Raw genomic sequence first — 16,699 nt, 5'->3', positions numbered from 1 at the left:
CATCTGGCTGTGGAGAGGGCGAACGAATGCCGCACGATGTGAGGAATCATGCTTGTCATGGGGCAGTCGGGGGACAGCATCGCGGAGCGCGTGCGCACGCGGGTGAGGCGTGAAGGGGTCGATCTCCACGGGGATCACGTCGCAGCGGAGCGGCTGGTGCGGGAGGAACTCCGCGTCCACGCGGAGCGGTCGGTACGCCACGGTCAACCCCGCGTGGCCGACGAGGACGAGGCGGCGCGCGAGGCGCTCGCCGCGCTCACGGGCTTCGGGGCCATTCAGCCGTATCTCGACGATCCCGACGTGGAAGAGATCTGGCTGAACGGGCCCTCCCGCGTCTTCATCGCCAAGAACGGCGTGAGCGAGCTCACCAACACGGTTCTCACAGAGGACTCGGTACGGGACCTCATCGAGCGGCTCCTCGGCAGCACGGGGCGCCGAGTCGATCACAGCTCGCCGTTCGTCGACGCCTCTCTTCCGGACGGGTCGCGGCTCCACATCGCCATTCCCGATGTCACACGCCGGCATCCGGCCATCAACATCCGTAAGTTCTCGAGGCGCGTCCGAACGCTCGGGCACCTGGTGAACCTCGGTTCGCTGACGCCGGATGCGGCCGACTTCCTCCGAGCGGCGGTCCGCTCCGGCAGCAGCTTCGTCGTCTCGGGCGGCACGCAATCCGGTAAGACGACGATGCTGTCCGCGCTTCTGGGAGCGGCTCGACCAGACGAACGCATCGTCACGGTGGAGGAGACCTTCGAGCTCGATCTGCCCGGACAGGACGTGGTGGGGTTGCAGGGCCGTCAACCGAGCCTCGAAGGAACCGGCGAGATCACCCTCCGGCGGCTCGTGAAGGAGGCACTGCGCATGCGCCCGGACCGCATCGTCGTCGGCGAGGTGCGCGAGGCGGAAGCGCTCGATCTGCTCATCGCCATGAACTCAGGGCTTCCCGGCGCGTCGTCGGTGCACGCGAACTCGGCGCGGGACGCGCTCGTCAAACTCAGCACCCTTCCTCTCTTGGCCGGACGCAATATCGACTCGCAGTTCGTGCGGCCCGCCGTCGCGTCGAGTATCGATCTGGTGGTGCACTGCGTCCTCGACGCCGATGGGAGGCGCCGCGTGGATGAGATCCTCGCTCCAACAGGAGGCGGCCGAGACGGTGGGATCGAGGCGAGCACCGTCTTCGAGACGCGAGGCGGAGCCCTCGTTTCCACCGGTTGGCATCCCGTCGAAGTGCGTGGACAGAGCCGATGACCTGGGTCCTCGGAGCGATGCTGGGAGCCGGGCTCGTGCTCTCGATCTCGCCGCGCCTATGGCCGGCGCGAAGGAGGGAGCGGAGCGGCCGTGATCGCTGGGCACCCGTCCGCGCCCGTCTTGCGCTCGCGGGACTCGGGCGCGTCCCGATCCCTGCGTTCGTCCTGGTGAGTCTGATCGTCGGGCTCCTACTCGCCGGTGCCGCCCTGCTCGTCACCTCCGTGCCGCTCGTGGGCGTCCTCACCGGCGTGGTCGGCACGGCCCTTCCGTGGATCCTCGTGTCCGTGCGCGCTGCGGGTCGCCGGAGGGAACGTTCCGCTCTCTGGCCCGATGTCGTCGATCACCTCGTGGCCGCAGCGCGCTCGGGGCTGGCGGTTCCGGATGCGGTCGGTAGCCTCGGGCGTCAGGGTCCGGAGGACCTCCGTCCCGAGTTCCGTGCCTTCGCCCGCGATTATGCGTCATCGGCGTCGTGGGGCGGGGCGCTCGACCGCCTCAAGGCGACCCTCGACGACCCCGTGGCGGACCGCGTGCTCGAGACGCTCCGCATGGCACGCGAGGTGGGAGGCGCCGACCTCACGGCCATCCTCCGCCAATTGTCCGCCGCGCTTCGGGACGACGCGGCCACCCGAGCAGAGCTCGATGCGCGTCAGTCCTGGGTGAGGAACGCCGCGAAACTGGGAGTGGCCGCTCCATGGCTGATCCTGTTCCTGCTGTCGACCAGGCCGGAGGCTGCCGCCGCCTATGCAGCCCCTGAGGGGACGGCCCTGATCTTGGCGGGCGCGGCTGTGTCGGTGTTCGCCTACAGACTCATGCTCATGGTGGGTCGACTGCCGGCTGAGCGCAGGTGGTTCCGGTGATCGCGTCGGCCCCGTGGGCGCTCCTTCTCGGCGCTGCACTCGGGCTGGGGCTCTGGACGCTCGTGAGCATCACGCCGCGCATCGGCAGCCCCAGGCTGACCGACCGCGTCGCGCCCTACGTCGTCGATGTCTCCGAAGAAGCCAGGGCACTCATGGACCGTCCGACGGGCGACCCCGTCGCCGTCGTCTGGGGGCTGTTGTCGCCGGTGTTCGGAAGATTCGCGGGCACGCTGTCGGTCGTGCTCGCAAGCAACGACACGATCGCACTCCGGCTCTCCCAGCGTGGATCGCACCTCGACGTCCCCGCCTTCCGTCGGCGACAGCTGCTCGGCGCCGTCCTCGGCCTCGCGATCGGAGCGCTCCCCGTGCTCGCCGCGCTCCTGGCCGGAGTCCTCCCACCGATCGTCCTGGGCGCCCTTCCTCTGATCGGAGCCTTCGGTGGCGCACTCACGTGCGAGTGGGAGCTGGCTCGAGCAGCGAAACGTCGCATCGACCGCCTCGAGCAGGAACTCCCGACGGTGCTCGGGTTCCTCAGCCTCAGCCTGTCGGCGGGAGAAGGGATCCTCGATGCGATGCGCCGCGTGGCGACGGTGAGTTCCGGCGAGTTCGCCGCCGAGTTCCGGCGCGTCGTCGCGGATGTGGGTTCCGGCACTCCTCTCTCACGAGCTCTCATAGAGCTCTCCGACCGGATTCGCGTCCCGTCGCTCACCCGCACCGTCGAGCAACTCACCGGCGCGCTCGAACGGGGTAGCCCGCTCGCCGAGACGCTCCGGGCGCAGGCATCCGACGCGCGGGTGGAGGGCAAGCGGCGTCTCCTCGAATCGGCCGGCAAGAAGGAGGTGGCGATGCTCGTCCCTCTCGTCTTCCTGATCCTTCCGCTCTCCGTTGCGTTCGCCGTCCTGCCCGGGTTGCTCGTGCTCCGCACGGGGTTCTGATCCTCGACTCCACCATCACACCTCGACCATAGAGAGGCACTACACCCATGACCATGAACACATTCGTCCTCGACCGACTCGTCAGCCGGCTGCGCAGCGACAGGGGTGACGTACCCGGCTGGGTCCTCGTCACGCTGATGACGGCGGGGCTGGTCATCCTGATCTGGGGACTCGCGGGACCAGCTCTTGCCGGACTGTTCGAGCAGGCGATGTCGCGAGTCTCCGGGTTGTGATCGCTCGACGCCGGTTGCCGAGGCACCATATCCGGCACCTCGTCGAGGATGATCGGGGCTCGGCCGTGGTGGAGAACCTCCTCGTCACGGTACTGCTGACGGCCCTTGCGCTCGCCGTGGTCCAACTGGCGCTCGCCCTGCATGTGCGGACGACGGTCGCCGATGCGGCGTCGGAGGGAGCACGATTCGGTGCTCTCGCGGGCAACGGTCCCGGCGACGCCGTTGACCGCACGCGCGAGCTCATCGGCTCGGCCATCGGCGACGGCTATGCCACGGACATCCATGCCGCATACGGCGACTACCGGGGCCACCGATCGATCGCCGTGATCGTCGAGGGCACCCTCCCCGTGATCGGACTTCTCGGCGTGGGGGAGGGGTTGCATGCTGTCGGACGTTCCGCTGTCGAGACGCTCGACGAAGGATGAAGGAAGCGCGTCGCTCGAATTCATCGTGGCGGGGCTCGTCCTCCTCGTGCCGATCGTCTACCTGGTGGTCGTGCTCTTCCAGATCCAGGCGGCGGTGCTCGCGACTGAGGGCGGTGCACGACAGGCGGCACGCTTGTTCGTCGAAGCGCCGAACGTCGACACAGCGACCGAGCGCGCATCCACAGCGGTGGAGTTCGCGCTTGCCGATCAGGGGATCGACGACTCCGCAGCGACGGTGGATATCTCGTGTGCCGACGGGGGACCGCAGGAGTGCTTGGATCCGCGTGACCTCGTCACGGTCGTCGTCCGGGTGACGATCGATCTTCCGCTCGCGCCGCCCGTTCTCGGTCTCGACGAGATCGCTGTCGTTCCGATCGAGGCGAGCGCCGTGAATGCGGTGTCGGACTTCCACGTGGTGGAGCCGTGATGCGGCGACACGCCGTCGACGAGACGGGGTCGACGCTCGTCCTCACGATAGGTTTCGCTGCCTTCGCCCTCGTGGTCACGCTCGTGGTCGCGGCGGCGACGTCGCTCTACATCGAGCGGAAGCGGTTGTTGAGCCTGGCGGACTCCGCCGCGCTCGTCGGAGCAGAGGCCTTCGACCTCGCCGACGTCCGCGTCTCCGAGGACGCCAAGGCGGTGACGGTGACGCTGGACCCGGAGACGGTTGCGGCCACGGTCGCCGATCACATCGATCGGGTCGGGCCCACCCAGTTCGATGGGCTCCGGATCGAGGAGGCGACGACACCCGACGGTCGCAGCGCCGAGGTGTCGCTGTCGTCCGCGTGGAAGCCGCCGGTGCTCACGCTGTTCCTGCCCGAGGGACTCCGCATCGAGGCGACATCGTCAGCACGAGCGGTGCTGCGGTGAGGAGAAGGCTGCGCAGGGCTGAACGAGCTCAGTCGCGGAGGCGCGGCACCCTCGGCACATAGCGGGGCAGGTACCGCGCGAACAGCAGCGAGCCGACGAGGCCGAGGACGCCGAGGGAGAGGCTCGCGGCGGCGAGGGACGCGACGACGGTGATGCCCGAGATGAGCAAGGGAGCGGTCGCCTCGCCGGCGTGGGTCGTGAAGCGCCACGCGGCGAGGAATCGTGCCGGGTCCTCGCGAGGGGCGAGGTCGGCGCCCACCGTCATGAGGATGCCGCTGCCGATACCGTTCGCGAGGGCCATCGTGATGGCGATGGCGATGAACAGACCCTCGGTACTGGTGAACGCCAGCACGATGTGGCTGAGCCCCAGACCCGTGAGCGCGGGGATCGCCGACCAGAGGCGACCGAAGCGATCCATGATCTGACCCGACGTATAGAAGAGGGCGAAGTCGACGGCACCGGCGATGCCGATGACGACGGCCGTCTGCGCGTCCGCCATACCGATCGCGACGGCCCAGAGCGGCAGGATCACGGTGCGCGACGAGCGCAGAGCCGACATGATGGCGGCCGCCGCTCCCATCCGACCGAGCACGGCCCGGTTGTCACGAATGGTCGTGAAGACGTTGACCGGCGCCCGCTCGGTCTTCTCCAGCTTCTCCGCCGCCGCGCGTCCGAGACGCCGGGAAGCCACGGCCGACGGATCCGGCACGACGAGCAGGATCCCGATCACGAGAACACACGCGACCACGTGCACCCAGAACACGGCGCTCGTCTGCCCGGTCGCGTGGATGAGGGCTGCGGCGATGAACGGCCCGATCGCCCAGCCCCCGCGGAACGTGCCACCGAGAGTGGAGAGCGCGCGGGCACGGAACTGCAGGGGCACGTAGGTGGTCATGAACGCGTGCCGGGCGAGAGCGAAGACCGACGTGGACAGTCCGCTCAGCACGATGCCGACCGCCAGACCGACCGTGGTGGGGAAAACGAGGCACACGGCGAGGCCGGCGAGGCAGACGATCGCCGCACCGATCATCGCGACGCGCTCGCCGAAGCGCGCGACGAGCGAGCCCGCCGGCACGTCGCCGAGCAGCTCACCGAGCATGAACAGGCCACCGAGGAACCCGGCGAACGCGAGGTTGGCGCCGAAGCTCGAGGCGATGACGGGGATCATCGGGATGATCGCGCCCTGCCCGATCGAGAACACGAACGTGGGCAGAAGAGCCGAGAGGGCCACGGAGCGGAAGGAGAACGCAGGACCGGGAGCCGTCATCAGGGTGTCCACGATACCCACAGCCACGCCCGGAGCCGCGCGCCACGGTAAGCTTGCACGGTTATGTTTCCTCTGGATCTGAGCTCCGACATCCACGCGCTGCGCGCCACCTTCGCCGACATCAAGACGGTGGTCGACATCGACCGCATCACCGCCGACATCGAGGTGCTCAGCGAGCAGGCCGGTGCGCCCGACCTGTGGGACGACACCGACAACGCGCAGAAGGTGACAAGCGCGCTGAGCCACCGCCAGTCCGAGCTCGCCCGCATCACGGGAATCGAGCGTCGCCTCGACGAGGTCGAGATGCTCGTCGAACTCGCCAACGCGGAGGAGGACGAGGACACCGCCAACGAGGCGCGCTCCGAGCTCGAGTCGGTGCGCTCCGCCATCGGCGAGCTCGAGGTGCAGACGCTCCTGAGCGGCGAGTACGACCCGAAGCCCGCCGTCGTGACGATCCGCGCGGGTGCGGGTGGCGTCGACGCCGCCGACTTCGCCGAGATGCTCCTGCGCATGTACCTGCGGTGGGCCGAGCAGCACAACTATCCCGCGAAGGTCCTCGACACGAGCTACGCGGAAGAGGCCGGCATCAAGTCGGCGACGTTCGAGGTGGACGCGCCCTACGCCTTCGGCACCATGAGCGTCGAGGCCGGCACGCACCGTCTCGTGCGCATGAGCCCCTTCAACTCTGCGGGCAAGCGTCAGACGAGCTTCGCCGCCGTCGAGGTGATTCCTCTCCTCGAGGAGGCGGTGGTCGTCGACATCCCCGAGAACGACATCCGGGTCGACGTGTTCCGTTCGTCCGGTCCCGGCGGCCAGTCGGTCAACACCACCGACTCGGCCGTCCGCCTCACGCACATCCCCACGGGCATCGTCGTCTCGATGCAGAACGAGAAGAGCCAGATCCAGAACCGCGCAGCCGCCATGCGCGTGCTGCAGTCCCGGCTCCTCATCCTCCAGCGCGAGCAGGAGGCCGCCACGAAGAAGGAGCTCGCCGGTACGATCACCGCGAGCTGGGGCGACCAGATGCGCAGCTACGTGCTCGCTCCGTACCAGATGGTGAAGGACCTGCGTACGAACTTCGAGTCGGGCAACCCGCAGAACGTCTTCGACGGCGACCTCGACGGCTTCATTGCCGCGGGTATCCGGTGGCGGTCCATGAAGGACATCGAAGAGTAGTTGGCTGTCGCGTGTCGAACGTGAACGGGCACGGCCTCGCGGCGCGTCCTGCGGGCATCCGCGATGACCGTGCTTAGGCTCGAACCGCCATGATTCGCTTCGACCAGGTCACCAAGAAATATGCGGGCACGACGAAGCCCGCTCTCAACGCCGTCGACTTCGAGGTGAAGCGCGGCGAGTTCGTCTTCCTCGTCGGCGCCTCGGGTTCCGGCAAGTCGAGTTGCCTCCGGCTGATCCTGAAGGAGGAGAAGCCGTCGAACGGCACGGTGCACGTGCTCGGGCACAACGTGTCGTCGATCTCGAACCGCAAGATTCCCTACTTCCGCCGCAACCTCGGCGTGGTCTTCCAGGACTTCCGGCTCCTTCCGAACAAGACGGTCTTCCAGAACGTCGCCTTCACCCTGCAGGTGATCGGGAAGTCGCGCGGTTTCGTGCAGGAGGCCGTGCCGGACGTGCTCAAGATGGTGGGCCTCGAGAACAAGGCCCAGCGCATGCCGCACGAGCTCTCCGGTGGGGAGCAGCAGCGCGTCGCGATCGCACGCGCCATCGTCAACAAGCCGCAGGTCCTCCTGGCCGACGAGCCGACGGGTAATCTCGATCCCGCCACGAGCGCCGGCATCATGCAGCTCCTCGAGCGCATCAACGCGAACGGCACCACCGTGGTGATGGCGACGCACGAGGCGGCCATCGTCGACAAGATGCAGCGCCGGGTGATCGAACTCGTCGAGGGCGGGATCGTACGCGACGAGACCCACGGCGGTTACGGCACGACCGCCGTCATCCCCGAACTCGGACCCCGCAAGGAGCGCGGCGTCGACGCCGAGAAGGCCAAGCGCGCCGTCGAAGAGGCCGCCCGCGAGACCCCGACCACCCAGTCGGTCGTGACGCCACGGCGCACCGCCACCGCGGAGACCGGCGCAGCTCCTCGACTCGTCGAATCGGCTGAGGCGGACGCACCGGTCGAGACCGCGGACGACGCGCCAGTGTCCGCCGATGCCACGACGCACGCCCAGCGTTCGTCGGCGACTGAGGACGTCGACTCCGCCCCGCCGTGGGTCACCTCGCGTGCGGTGGACGAATCGGACGCGGGCGCCGAGGAGACCGGGTCCGCTCCGGCCGCCGACGAGCCACCGGCTCAGCCGCTGACCCAGAGCCAACCGATCATCGGACTCCCGCTCGTCTCGGGTCCGCTGCCCGAGGACACGCAGGAGCACCTGTCGCTCGCGGAGAGACTCGGCCTCCGAGCGGCGAAACCGCGCGACGAGGACAAGGAACAGAACGTGGGGCCCACGCAGTGAGATTCGCACTCGTCTGGTCGGAGGCTCTCAACGGGCTTCGCCGCAACGTCTCCATGGTCATCTCCGTGGTGCTCGTGACCTTCATCTCCCTGACCTTCGTGGGCACCGCCGTGCTCATGCAGATGCAGGTCGCCCAGATGAAGAACTACTGGTACGACCGCGCCCAGGTGGCCGTCTACCTCTGCACGGACGACTCCGTCGGCGAGTCGTGCGCCGGCGGGGCGGTGACGGAGGAGCAGGTCGCCGCGATCGGGGAGCAGCTCGAGTCCGACACGCTCGCTCCCTACATCCAGAACTCCTACTTCGAGGACAGCGAACAGGCGTACGAGAACTTCCAGGAGCAGTTCTCGGGGAACGACCTCGCCGATCTCGTGACGCCGGACCAGCTGCCGCAGGCGTACTGGGTGAACCTCAAGGATCCGTCGCAGTCCGCTGTCATCAGCGAGGCGTTCTCGGGTGTCGCCGGCGTCGAGACCGTGACGGATCAGCGTCAGTATCTCGACCAGATCTTCTCGGTCCTGAACATCGCGAGCTACGCCGCCATCGGTATCGCCGGTCTCATGCTCATCGCGGCCGTGCTCCTCATCGCGACAACGATCCGCCTCTCCGCCTACTCGCGGCGGAAAGAGCTCGGGATCATGCGGCTCGTGGGTGCGTCGAACCGCTTCATCCAGACACCGTTCGTGCTCGAGGGCGTGTTCGCAGCGCTCATCGGCTCGATCCTCGCGGGTGGAGCGATCCTCGCCCTTGTGCACTTCGTCGTGACCGGTTACCTCGCCCCCCGCATGCTGTTCATCAGTTTCGTGGACATCGGCGACGCGATGGTGGTCGTCCCGATCCTGTTGGCTCTCGGCATGGTGCTCGCCGCACTCTCCGCGAACTTCGCGATCAAGAGATACCTCCGCATCTGATCGCGTCGCGTCGCGACCGGTGACGAGGCCCCGACCGTTCGCACGGTGGGGGCCTCTTCTCTTTCGCGTTCGATGTCTCGGCGGCCCTCTGCTAGCTCACTGATAGCAATTCGCTCGCTCCCCGAAAGGTGTGCTCCCTACCGTTGCTGACGGCCCCGCCGGGCCGATCATGACGGATGTTCGCAGGGAGACACAGTGAGGACCTTCACCGCAAGGCTGAGGAAGCGGACGTGGGTGATCATCTCCGCCGCTGTCGCCGCATTCATCATCGCAGCCGTGGTGATGTGGTTCGCCGTCGTGGTGCCATCGACCACGACGGCCGAGACGTCCGCACGCACGCAGACGATCGCGGCGAGCCTCGAGACGCTCGAGCAGACCGTGTCCGCGACGGGGACGATCACGCCGTCCGTGCAGGAGTCGCTCGGGTTCGAGGTCTCCGGCACCGTGACGGCCGTGAACGTGGCGGAGGGCGACACCGTCGCCGTGGGCGACGTCATCGCGACCGTCGATGACCTCGACGTGCAGGAGGCGCTGCTCTCAGCCAAGGCCGACCTCGCGAGCGCCGAGGCCCGCCTCTCCGAGAGCCAGGAGTCGAGCTCGGGCTCGGACGCCGATGTCGCGACGATCTCCGCCAACAGCGCGGCCGTCGACGTTGCCGCCGATGCGGTCTCGAAGGCGGAGGACGCTCTCGACGACGTCAATCTGAAAGCCACGGTCGCCGGCACGATCACCTCGATGGACCTCGCCGTCGGCGACGTCGTGGGATCGTCGACATCCGGCGGCAGCTCCACGGAGGCGAGCACGGGGACCACCCTGCCGGGCGCCACGACCACGGCCACGGAGGAGTCGTCGACGTCCCAGGTCACGATCGTCGCGACGGACAGCTGGACGTCCACCGTCTCGCTCTCGGCGAGCGACCTCGAGAACATCGCCGTCGACGACCAAGCCGAACTCACGGTCGACGGCGTGGACGACACGGTCTTCGGAACGGTCACCGAGATCGGCCGACTCCCGTCCACGGACTCGGGCGCCGCGCTGTTCCCGGTGACCATCACGACGACGGGCCAGGTCGACGGACTCTACGACGGGCTCTCCGCAACGGTCGACATCGTCTACGAGCGCCGAACCGATGTGCTCGCCGTGCCGTCGGCCGCCGTCACGACGACAGACGGCGTCTCGACCGTCACCCAGCTCGACGAGGACGGCGAGGAGGTGGAGGTCGAGGTCACCGTCGGTGAGACGGCCGGAACGTACACCGAGATCCTCAGCGGACTCGCGGAGGGTGACGAGGTCGTCGTCGCCATTCAGACTCCGACATCGGGCGGCGGCGACGGCGGGCAGACCGGCGAGTTCCCCGGTGGGGGCCAGCTCCCGGACGGTGTCGAACTGCCGGACGGATTCGAGCCACCGGCCGGATTCACGGGCGGTCAGAATGGCTGACGCGATCATCGACGCCCGGATGACGGAGACGGACCACGGTCTCGAGCCGGTCATCGCCCTGCGGGAGGCGCGCAAGACCTACTCGTCCGGCTCGGTCACGTTCGAGGCGCTCAAGGGCATCGATCTGACGATCGGCGTGGGCGAATACGTGGCCATCATGGGCCCGTCGGGCTCGGGTAAATCGACGCTCATGAACGTCCTTGGATGTCTCGACACGCTGACGACCGGCGAGTACCGGCTTGCCGGCGCCGACGTCGGCGAACTCGACGAGATCGAGCTCGCCGGCATCCGCAATCGCGAGATCGGCTTCGTGTTCCAGCAGTTCCACCTGCTCCCGTCTCTCGCTGCCTGGCGCAACGTGGAACTGCCGCTGCTCTACCGCGGTACGCCCCGGGACGAGCGTCGAGAACTGGCGGCGAAAGCCCTCGAACGCGTCGGCCTCAGAGACCGCCTGGCGAACAGGCCAGGCGAGCTCTCGGGCGGCCAGCAGCAGCGCGTCGCGGTGGCGCGAGCGCTCGTCGGCGAGCCCGCACTCATCCTCGCGGACGAGCCGACGGGGAACCTCGACAGCGTGTCCACGGAGGACGTGCTGTCGCTCTTCGACGAGCTCCATGAGCAGGGCAGGACGGTCGTGCTCATCACCCATGAACTCGAGGTCGCCCAGCGGGCGCGCCGCATCGTGTTCGTCCGCGACGGCGAGATCGCAGCGGACACCCCGAGCGCCGAGGCGGTGGCGTCGTGACCTGGTCTGAGACCTTTCGATCGGGCTGGTCGGCGGTGCGCTCACATGCGCTCCGCTCCACCCTCACGGTATTGGGAATCCTCATCGGCATCGCCGCCGTCATCCTGACGGTCGGGCTGGGCCTCGGCACACAGAAGGACGTGAGCGAGGACATCAGCTCCCTGGGGAGCAACCTGCTCATCGTGACGCCCGGCAGCAGCACCGATGCGTCCGGCATCCGCGGCGGATTCGGGACCAGTACGACGCTCACCGTCGATGACGCCGACGCCCTCGCGGACTCGCCGAGCACACCGGATGTGTCGGGAGTGGCTCCCGAGACCTCGACGAGCGTGTCGCTGGAGAACGGCGACTCGAACTGGACGACGACCGTCACGGGAACGACCGCGTCCTGGACGGACGTGCGGTCCCGCACACTCGCGGTCGGCGAGTTCTTCACAGAGGAGGACGTCGCATCAGCCGCCGACGTCATCGTGCTCGGTTCCGAGACCGCCGACGAGCTGTTCGGGCGCCTCAACGTCGTCGGTCAGCAGGTCACGATCGACGGAACCGCGTACTCGGTGATCGGAGTCCTCGAATCGGCCGGCTCCAGCTCGTCCACGAACCTCGACGACATCGCGGTGGCACCGATCAGCACGGTCGGCCAGCAGCTCATCGGGGGCACGACGGCGAACGCCGTGTCGACCGTCTACATCCAGGCGGAATCGGCCGATCAGCTCTCCGCCGCGTACCAGGAGGTCGAGAGCCTCCTCCTCAACCTCCACGGGATCACGGATTCTGAGGACGCCGACTTCACGATCGAGAGTCAGGACGCGCTCGTCGAGACTGCGACCTCGGTCTACGAGACGCTCACGATCCTGCTCACCGGCGTCGCCGCATTGTCGCTGCTGGTCGGTGGAATCGGAGTGATGAACATCATGCTCGTCTCCGTCACCGAGCGGACCCGGGAGATCGGTCTCCGCAAGGCGCTCGGTGCACCCCCGTGGGCCATCCGACGGCAGTTCCTGGTCGAGGCGTCGATCCTGGGACTCATCGGAGGAGTGCTCGGCGCCGTCCTCGGAGTGGTCGCCGCGCTGACTCTGCCAGACGTGATCGGAAGCTCCATCGTGGTCTCCGGTCTCGCCGTCGGCGGTTCCCTCGTGATCGCCGTCGCGATCGGCGTCACCTTCGGCGTCTATCCGGCCACCCGAGCAGCTCGACTCGCCCCGATCGACGCGTTGCGCAGCGAATGATGCGCGTCGATCCCCATCCATCCTCGACCCCGACACCAGGAGATCATCCGTGACCCCTTCACCCTCTTCCCGCACCCTCGCCCGCGGCGGCGCGTCGATCGCCCTCATCGCGGCCGGCGCTCTGTTCCTCGCGGGGTGCTCGTCCGATTCCTCGGAGACCTCGAGCGCATCGAGTGCGCCGAGCGCAGCGAGTGATCAGCAGATGCAGGCGCCGTCAGGGGTCTCCGGTCTCATCGCCTCGATCTCCGACGGAACGATGCAGGTGCAAGGCACGGACGAGCAGAACGCCGTGTCCTACGGCGACTCCACGACCGTGAGCGAGACCGTGTCAGGTGACGTCTCGTCCATCGTCGTCGGGTCCTGCGTCCTCGTGACCGGCTCGGCGGACGGCGACGACGAGAGTGCCACGGTCACCGCCGAGAGCGTCACCGTCTCCGAAGCCGTGGACGGCGAGTGCACGGGAGGGTTCGGAGGCGGCATGCCGTCAGGGGATCTGCCCACCGGCGATGACGGCGAGATGCCGGCCCGACCGAGCGGAGCCCCGGCCGACGGTGAGATGCCGAGCGGCGCTCCGACAGGAGCGGGCATGGGAGGCGGGATCGTCGTCGGGCTCGTGTCAGCCGTCGACGGCGACACGGTGACGGTGGAGTCGTCCATGGGCGATGAGTCGACGACCCGTTCGGTCGTGACGACCGACGACTCCAGTGTGACGACGACCGTCGCCTCTGATGCTTCGGCTCTCGAGGTGGGGCGCTGCGTCGTCGTGCAAGGTGACGCTGACGATGCCGGCACGGTCGAGGCCACGGCGCTGACGGTGAGCGACGCCGTCGACGGCGAGTGCACGACGGGCATGCCGGGAGGATTCGGCGGCCGCCCCGGTTCGGAGAGCACCGATGACTGAGTCCTCCGCGGGGACGTCGGCCGCCCGCCGGAAGAGTCGACGTCGCCGCTCCCGGGTGGTCGTCGTCGCGGCGATCGTCGCGGCACTCGCGCTGGCGGGCGGAGGAGTGGCTCTCGCCGCGACCACCGGATCGTCGGGCGACTACCGCACCGCGACGGCCCGGCAGGGTGACGTAACCCAGGTGGTCGACGCGGTCGGTACCGTTGCGGCCGCTGATCGCTACGACCTCTCATTCGATGTGGCCGGGGAGGTCGCCTCGGTGTCCGTGGGCGTCGGCGACGAGGTGGAGTCAGGGGCGGTGCTCGCGACGCTTGACACCGAATCCCTGCAGGACGCGGTCGACGACGCGCAGTCGACGCTCGACGACGCGGAGAGCCAGCTCGCGACCGACCAGGAGGCGCAGTCCTCCGCCAGCTCGTCGTCCAGCAGCACGACGACCGACCCGACGTCCGGCTCGGCTACGACAGGCGGGACCAGCACGACTCCCTCTCCGACGCCCACGGCGACGCCGACCACCACTCCCACCGCCACTCCCACGACTCCGGGCGACGACGGTTCGACCGATCCGGCCGTGGAGGAGGCGATCGCGGCCGTGACGACGGCCCAGGAAGCCCTCCTCACCCAGTACGAGACGGCGGCGGCGGCGCTCCAGGTCTCGAGCGATGCCGTGACGAGTTCAGGGACGGCCTGCCAGCCGTTCCTCGACGCCGCCATCGAGGAGTCCGAGGAATCGGACGACGAGACCGTCCCGGAAGGCGACGACACGACGGCCGGGGAATCCGCGGCCGATGACGGTACGACCGACGAGACGACGACCGGCTCGGGAACGAGCACCATCGTCGAGGCGCTCGAAGCATGCCAGGCCGCGATCGGGACGGTTCTCGAGAATCAGTCCACCGTCGACGAGGCGCAGTCGGCGCTCCAGGAGCGTGCCACGGCTCTCGACGAGGCGGTGACCGCTCTGCGCACGGCCGTCGCGGAGGCGTCGTCCGCCTCGTCCGACGGCAGTGGCACCTCGGGCTCGGGGTCGACGCCGTCATCGAGCGCGCCGACGGAGAGCACCCCATCGACGGAGGGCTCACCGTCGACGGGTAGCACCGAGGCCGCGGAGACCAGCTCGTCGGCGGAGACCACGACGCCGTCCACGACGGCGACGTCGGGAGGGGATGCGACGATCGGAGGCACCTCGACGACGGTGACGGCCGAGACGCTGCTCGCGGACGCTGCCGCGATCACCCTCGCCGAGCAGCAGCTCGCGATCGCTCAGCAGCAGCTGGCGGACAACACGATCACGGCGCCGGCGAGCGGAACCGTTGCGGCGGTCTCGCTCGCGGCAGGCGACGAGGTCGAGGCCGCCTCGACGACGGCTGTCATCACGGTCCTCGCCGACTCCGGCTACGTCGTCGAGTCGACACTGCCGCTCAGCGACGTCCGTGCCGTCGACGTCGGGCAGGCCGTCGCGATCACCGTCGAGGGAGAGGATTCCGACATCGCCGGCACCGTCTCCTCGATCGGCGTCCTCAACGTCTCGGAGACCTCGACGCCTTCGTTCGCCGTGACGGTCTCTCTCGACGACACCGAGGTGGAACCGCTGACCGGTACAGCCGCTTCGCTCGCGATCACGGCCGCCGCCGCGTCCGATGTCCTCGTCGTCCCGACGTCGGCGGTGCACGTCTCCGGCACCACCTCGACGGTGGACGTCCTCGTCGACGGAACGGTCGAGTCTCGCCAGGTCGAGCTCGGCGCTGTCGGCGCCGACTACACCGAGGTCGCAGACGGTATCGCGTCCGGCGATCTCGTGGTTCTCGCGGATCTCGACCAGGAGATCGCGTCCGACGATGCGGAGACGGAGACGGGGCTCACCGGTATCGGCGGGTCGAGCGACTCGGAGATGTCCGGGGGAGGGTTCCCCGGCGGGAGTCTCCCCGACGGGTTCACTCCGCCCGAGGGCTTCACCCCGGGCGGTTGACTCCCGCCGTCGCGGCGACGCGTTCCTCGTGGACGCCGTCGCGGCGGCGGCATCCGTGACCGGCCGGTCCGCGCGCATCCCCCCTCGTGTGCGCGGACCGGTCCCTTTCCCGATAGAATAGGAGGCTGTCTTCACCGGAAGACGAGCGGACGAGGAGCGGACGATGCCGAGAGAACAGGGCGAGAAGGTGGTCGCCACCAATCGGCGTGCCCGGCACGACTACCTCATCGAGGACACCTACGAGGCGGGCCTCGTGCTGACCGGCACAGAGGTCAAGTCGCTGCGCCACGGTCGAGCGTCCCTCGTGGACGGCTACGCCTACATCGACGGCGCCGAGGCCTGGCTCGACGCCGTGCACATCCCGGAGTACGGCCAGGGCACCTGGAACAACCACCCGGTGAGGCGGAAGCGCAAGCTGCTCCTGCACAAGCAGGAGATCCTCAAGATCAGTCACAAGATCGCGCCGGGCGGGTACACGCTCGTCCCGCTCCGTCTCTACTTCAGCGACGGGCGCGCCAAGGTCGAGATCGCCGTGGCGAAGGGAAAGCGCGAATTCGACAAGCGCCAGGCACTGCGTGAGAAGCAGGACAAGCGCGAGGCCGACCGGGCGATGCGCACGAAGAACATGGTCGGCGACTAGTCGGATCCATCCGCGAACGGGGAATAGCTGCGGCGAGCGGCCGTTGTAGACTGTGACTGCGCTTCACGCGCACGATGACCGGTTCGCCGGTCGTGACAACTCGACAGTGTGATGACGACCCGTTCTACCGGAGGCGACTCCGATGGATCGAGCAGGGGGATGATCGGTTTCGACATCGCCTGCAAAACCGAGAGAAGCGGGCCGAGGATGCAGGGTTATCTCGTAAACGATCTCTGCAAAACACAAGTGCCAATTCCAAGCGCACTGACTTCGCTCTCGCTGCCTAAGCGAGTTTGAGAGTCCGTCAGACCGGATGCGTTCCCGTTCCGGACCCTGGCGTCATTTAGGGGACTTGCTGCGCACCGGCGTTCGGACGGTGTGTGGGACTTTTCCCGGACTGGGCCCGTCGACCTAGATGCCTGTGGCAAAGGTCGGGGCCGAGTAGAACGTCTGCACAGGATACGCCCGTAGAAGGCTCGGAATTACAGCGATGGACGGGGGTTCAATTCCCCCCATCTCCACCATCGGTCGTCATCACACCGTCGAGTAGACGGAGAG

General features: G+C 68.2%; 17 protein-coding genes and 1 other RNA gene. 17 read left to right on the top strand and 1 reads right to left on the bottom strand.

What is annotated here, in order from left to right; translation table 11 throughout:
• Positions 1–57: 57 nt before the first annotated feature.
• The 7 genes from CLV49_RS17485 to CLV49_RS17455 all read left to right on the top strand — a co-directional run bounded on the left by CLV49_RS17485 (position 58) and on the right by CLV49_RS17455 (position 4,568).
• Entirely contained in the window at positions 58–1,248 is a 1,191-nt protein-coding gene (locus tag CLV49_RS17485) for a TadA family conjugal transfer-associated ATPase (RefSeq protein ID WP_106564682.1), read from the top strand.
• Positions 1,245–2,105 (top strand): type II secretion system F family protein, encoded by an 861-nt coding sequence (locus CLV49_RS17480; RefSeq protein ID WP_106564681.1) that lies wholly within the window; start codon positions 1,245–1,247, stop codon positions 2,103–2,105. The genes CLV49_RS17485 and CLV49_RS17480 overlap by 4 nt, the downstream gene beginning before the upstream one ends.
• Complete coding sequence (locus CLV49_RS17475; RefSeq protein ID WP_106565199.1) at positions 2,102–3,040, top strand: type II secretion system F family protein; 939 nt, start codon at positions 2,102–2,104, stop codon at positions 3,038–3,040. The genes CLV49_RS17480 and CLV49_RS17475 overlap by 4 nt, the downstream gene beginning before the upstream one ends.
• Positions 3,041–3,087: 47 nt before the next feature.
• Positions 3,088–3,273, top strand: a complete 186-nt coding sequence (locus CLV49_RS17470; protein ID WP_243696510.1) for a hypothetical protein — start codon at positions 3,088–3,090, stop codon at positions 3,271–3,273.
• Positions 3,274–3,338: 65 nt separating this feature from the next.
• Positions 3,339–3,698, top strand: a complete 360-nt coding sequence (locus CLV49_RS17465; protein WP_243696511.1) for a TadE/TadG family type IV pilus assembly protein — start codon at positions 3,339–3,341, stop codon at positions 3,696–3,698.
• On the top strand, positions 3,655–4,125 hold the full coding sequence (locus tag CLV49_RS17460; protein ID WP_106564680.1) for a hypothetical protein: 471 nt from the start codon (positions 3,655–3,657) through the stop codon (positions 4,123–4,125). The genes CLV49_RS17465 and CLV49_RS17460 overlap by 44 nt, the downstream gene beginning before the upstream one ends.
• A complete protein-coding gene (locus CLV49_RS17455; protein WP_106564679.1) occupies positions 4,125–4,568 on the top strand; it encodes a pilus assembly protein TadG-related protein in 444 nt (147 codons plus the stop codon). Before CLV49_RS17460 ends, CLV49_RS17455 begins: the two co-directional genes overlap by 1 nt.
• Before the next feature lie 28 nt (positions 4,569–4,596).
• Here the strand turns inward: CLV49_RS17455 and CLV49_RS17450 are convergent, their stop codons facing one another.
• Positions 4,597–5,862 carry an MFS transporter gene (locus CLV49_RS17450; RefSeq protein ID WP_341810388.1) on the bottom strand — a complete coding sequence of 422 codons (1,266 nt, stop codon included), beginning with the start codon at positions 5,860–5,862 and terminating at the stop codon, positions 4,597–4,599.
• A 36-nt stretch (positions 5,863–5,898) separates the two neighbouring features.
• Here CLV49_RS17450 and prfB point away from each other — a divergent pair, with 36 nt between their 5' ends.
• The 10 genes from prfB (at position 5,899) to ssrA (ending at position 16,665) form a co-directional block, all read left to right on the top strand.
• Positions 5,899–7,011: a peptide chain release factor 2 gene (gene prfB / locus CLV49_RS17445; protein ID WP_106564677.1), complete on the top strand. Its 1,113-nt coding sequence runs from the start codon at positions 5,899–5,901 to the stop codon at positions 7,009–7,011.
• An 89-nt stretch (positions 7,012–7,100) separates the two neighbouring features.
• On the top strand, positions 7,101–8,309 hold the full coding sequence (gene ftsE / locus CLV49_RS17440) for a cell division ATP-binding protein FtsE (protein ID WP_106564676.1): 1,209 nt from the start codon (positions 7,101–7,103) through the stop codon (positions 8,307–8,309).
• The gene (gene ftsX, locus CLV49_RS17435; RefSeq protein WP_106564675.1) at positions 8,306–9,220 is read left to right on the top strand and encodes a permease-like cell division protein FtsX; all 915 of its coding nucleotides are present in this window, start codon (positions 8,306–8,308) and stop codon (positions 9,218–9,220) included. The genes ftsE and ftsX overlap by 4 nt, the downstream gene beginning before the upstream one ends.
• Before the next feature lie 234 nt (positions 9,221–9,454).
• The gene (locus CLV49_RS17430) at positions 9,455–10,660 is read left to right on the top strand and encodes an efflux RND transporter periplasmic adaptor subunit (protein ID WP_106564674.1); all 1,206 of its coding nucleotides are present in this window, start codon (positions 9,455–9,457) and stop codon (positions 10,658–10,660) included.
• On the top strand, positions 10,653–11,402 hold the full coding sequence (locus tag CLV49_RS17425; RefSeq protein ID WP_106564673.1) for an ABC transporter ATP-binding protein: 750 nt from the start codon (positions 10,653–10,655) through the stop codon (positions 11,400–11,402). Before CLV49_RS17430 ends, CLV49_RS17425 begins: the two co-directional genes overlap by 8 nt.
• Entirely contained in the window at positions 11,399–12,631 is a 1,233-nt protein-coding gene (locus CLV49_RS17420) for an ABC transporter permease (protein ID WP_106564672.1), read from the top strand. Before CLV49_RS17425 ends, CLV49_RS17420 begins: the two co-directional genes overlap by 4 nt.
• 49 nt (positions 12,632–12,680) lie before the next feature.
• Positions 12,681–13,532 carry a hypothetical protein gene (locus CLV49_RS17415; protein ID WP_106564671.1) on the top strand — a complete coding sequence of 284 codons (852 nt, stop codon included), beginning with the start codon at positions 12,681–12,683 and terminating at the stop codon, positions 13,530–13,532.
• Positions 13,525–15,501 carry an efflux RND transporter periplasmic adaptor subunit gene (locus CLV49_RS17410; protein WP_106564670.1) on the top strand — a complete coding sequence of 659 codons (1,977 nt, stop codon included), beginning with the start codon at positions 13,525–13,527 and terminating at the stop codon, positions 15,499–15,501. Before CLV49_RS17415 ends, CLV49_RS17410 begins: the two co-directional genes overlap by 8 nt.
• Before the next feature lie 163 nt (positions 15,502–15,664).
• Complete coding sequence (smpB, locus tag CLV49_RS17405) at positions 15,665–16,141, top strand: SsrA-binding protein SmpB (protein ID WP_106564669.1); 477 nt, start codon at positions 15,665–15,667, stop codon at positions 16,139–16,141.
• A gap of 155 nt (positions 16,142–16,296) precedes the next feature.
• Positions 16,297–16,665: a transfer-messenger RNA gene (ssrA, locus tag CLV49_RS17400) on the top strand.
• The last annotated feature ends 34 nt before the right edge of the window (positions 16,666–16,699 follow it).

Source organism: Labedella gwakjiensis (assembly GCF_003014675.1).
GTDB lineage: Bacteria > Actinomycetota > Actinomycetes > Actinomycetales > Microbacteriaceae > Labedella > Labedella gwakjiensis.
This window is presented reverse-complemented; position numbering and strand designations above follow the sequence as displayed.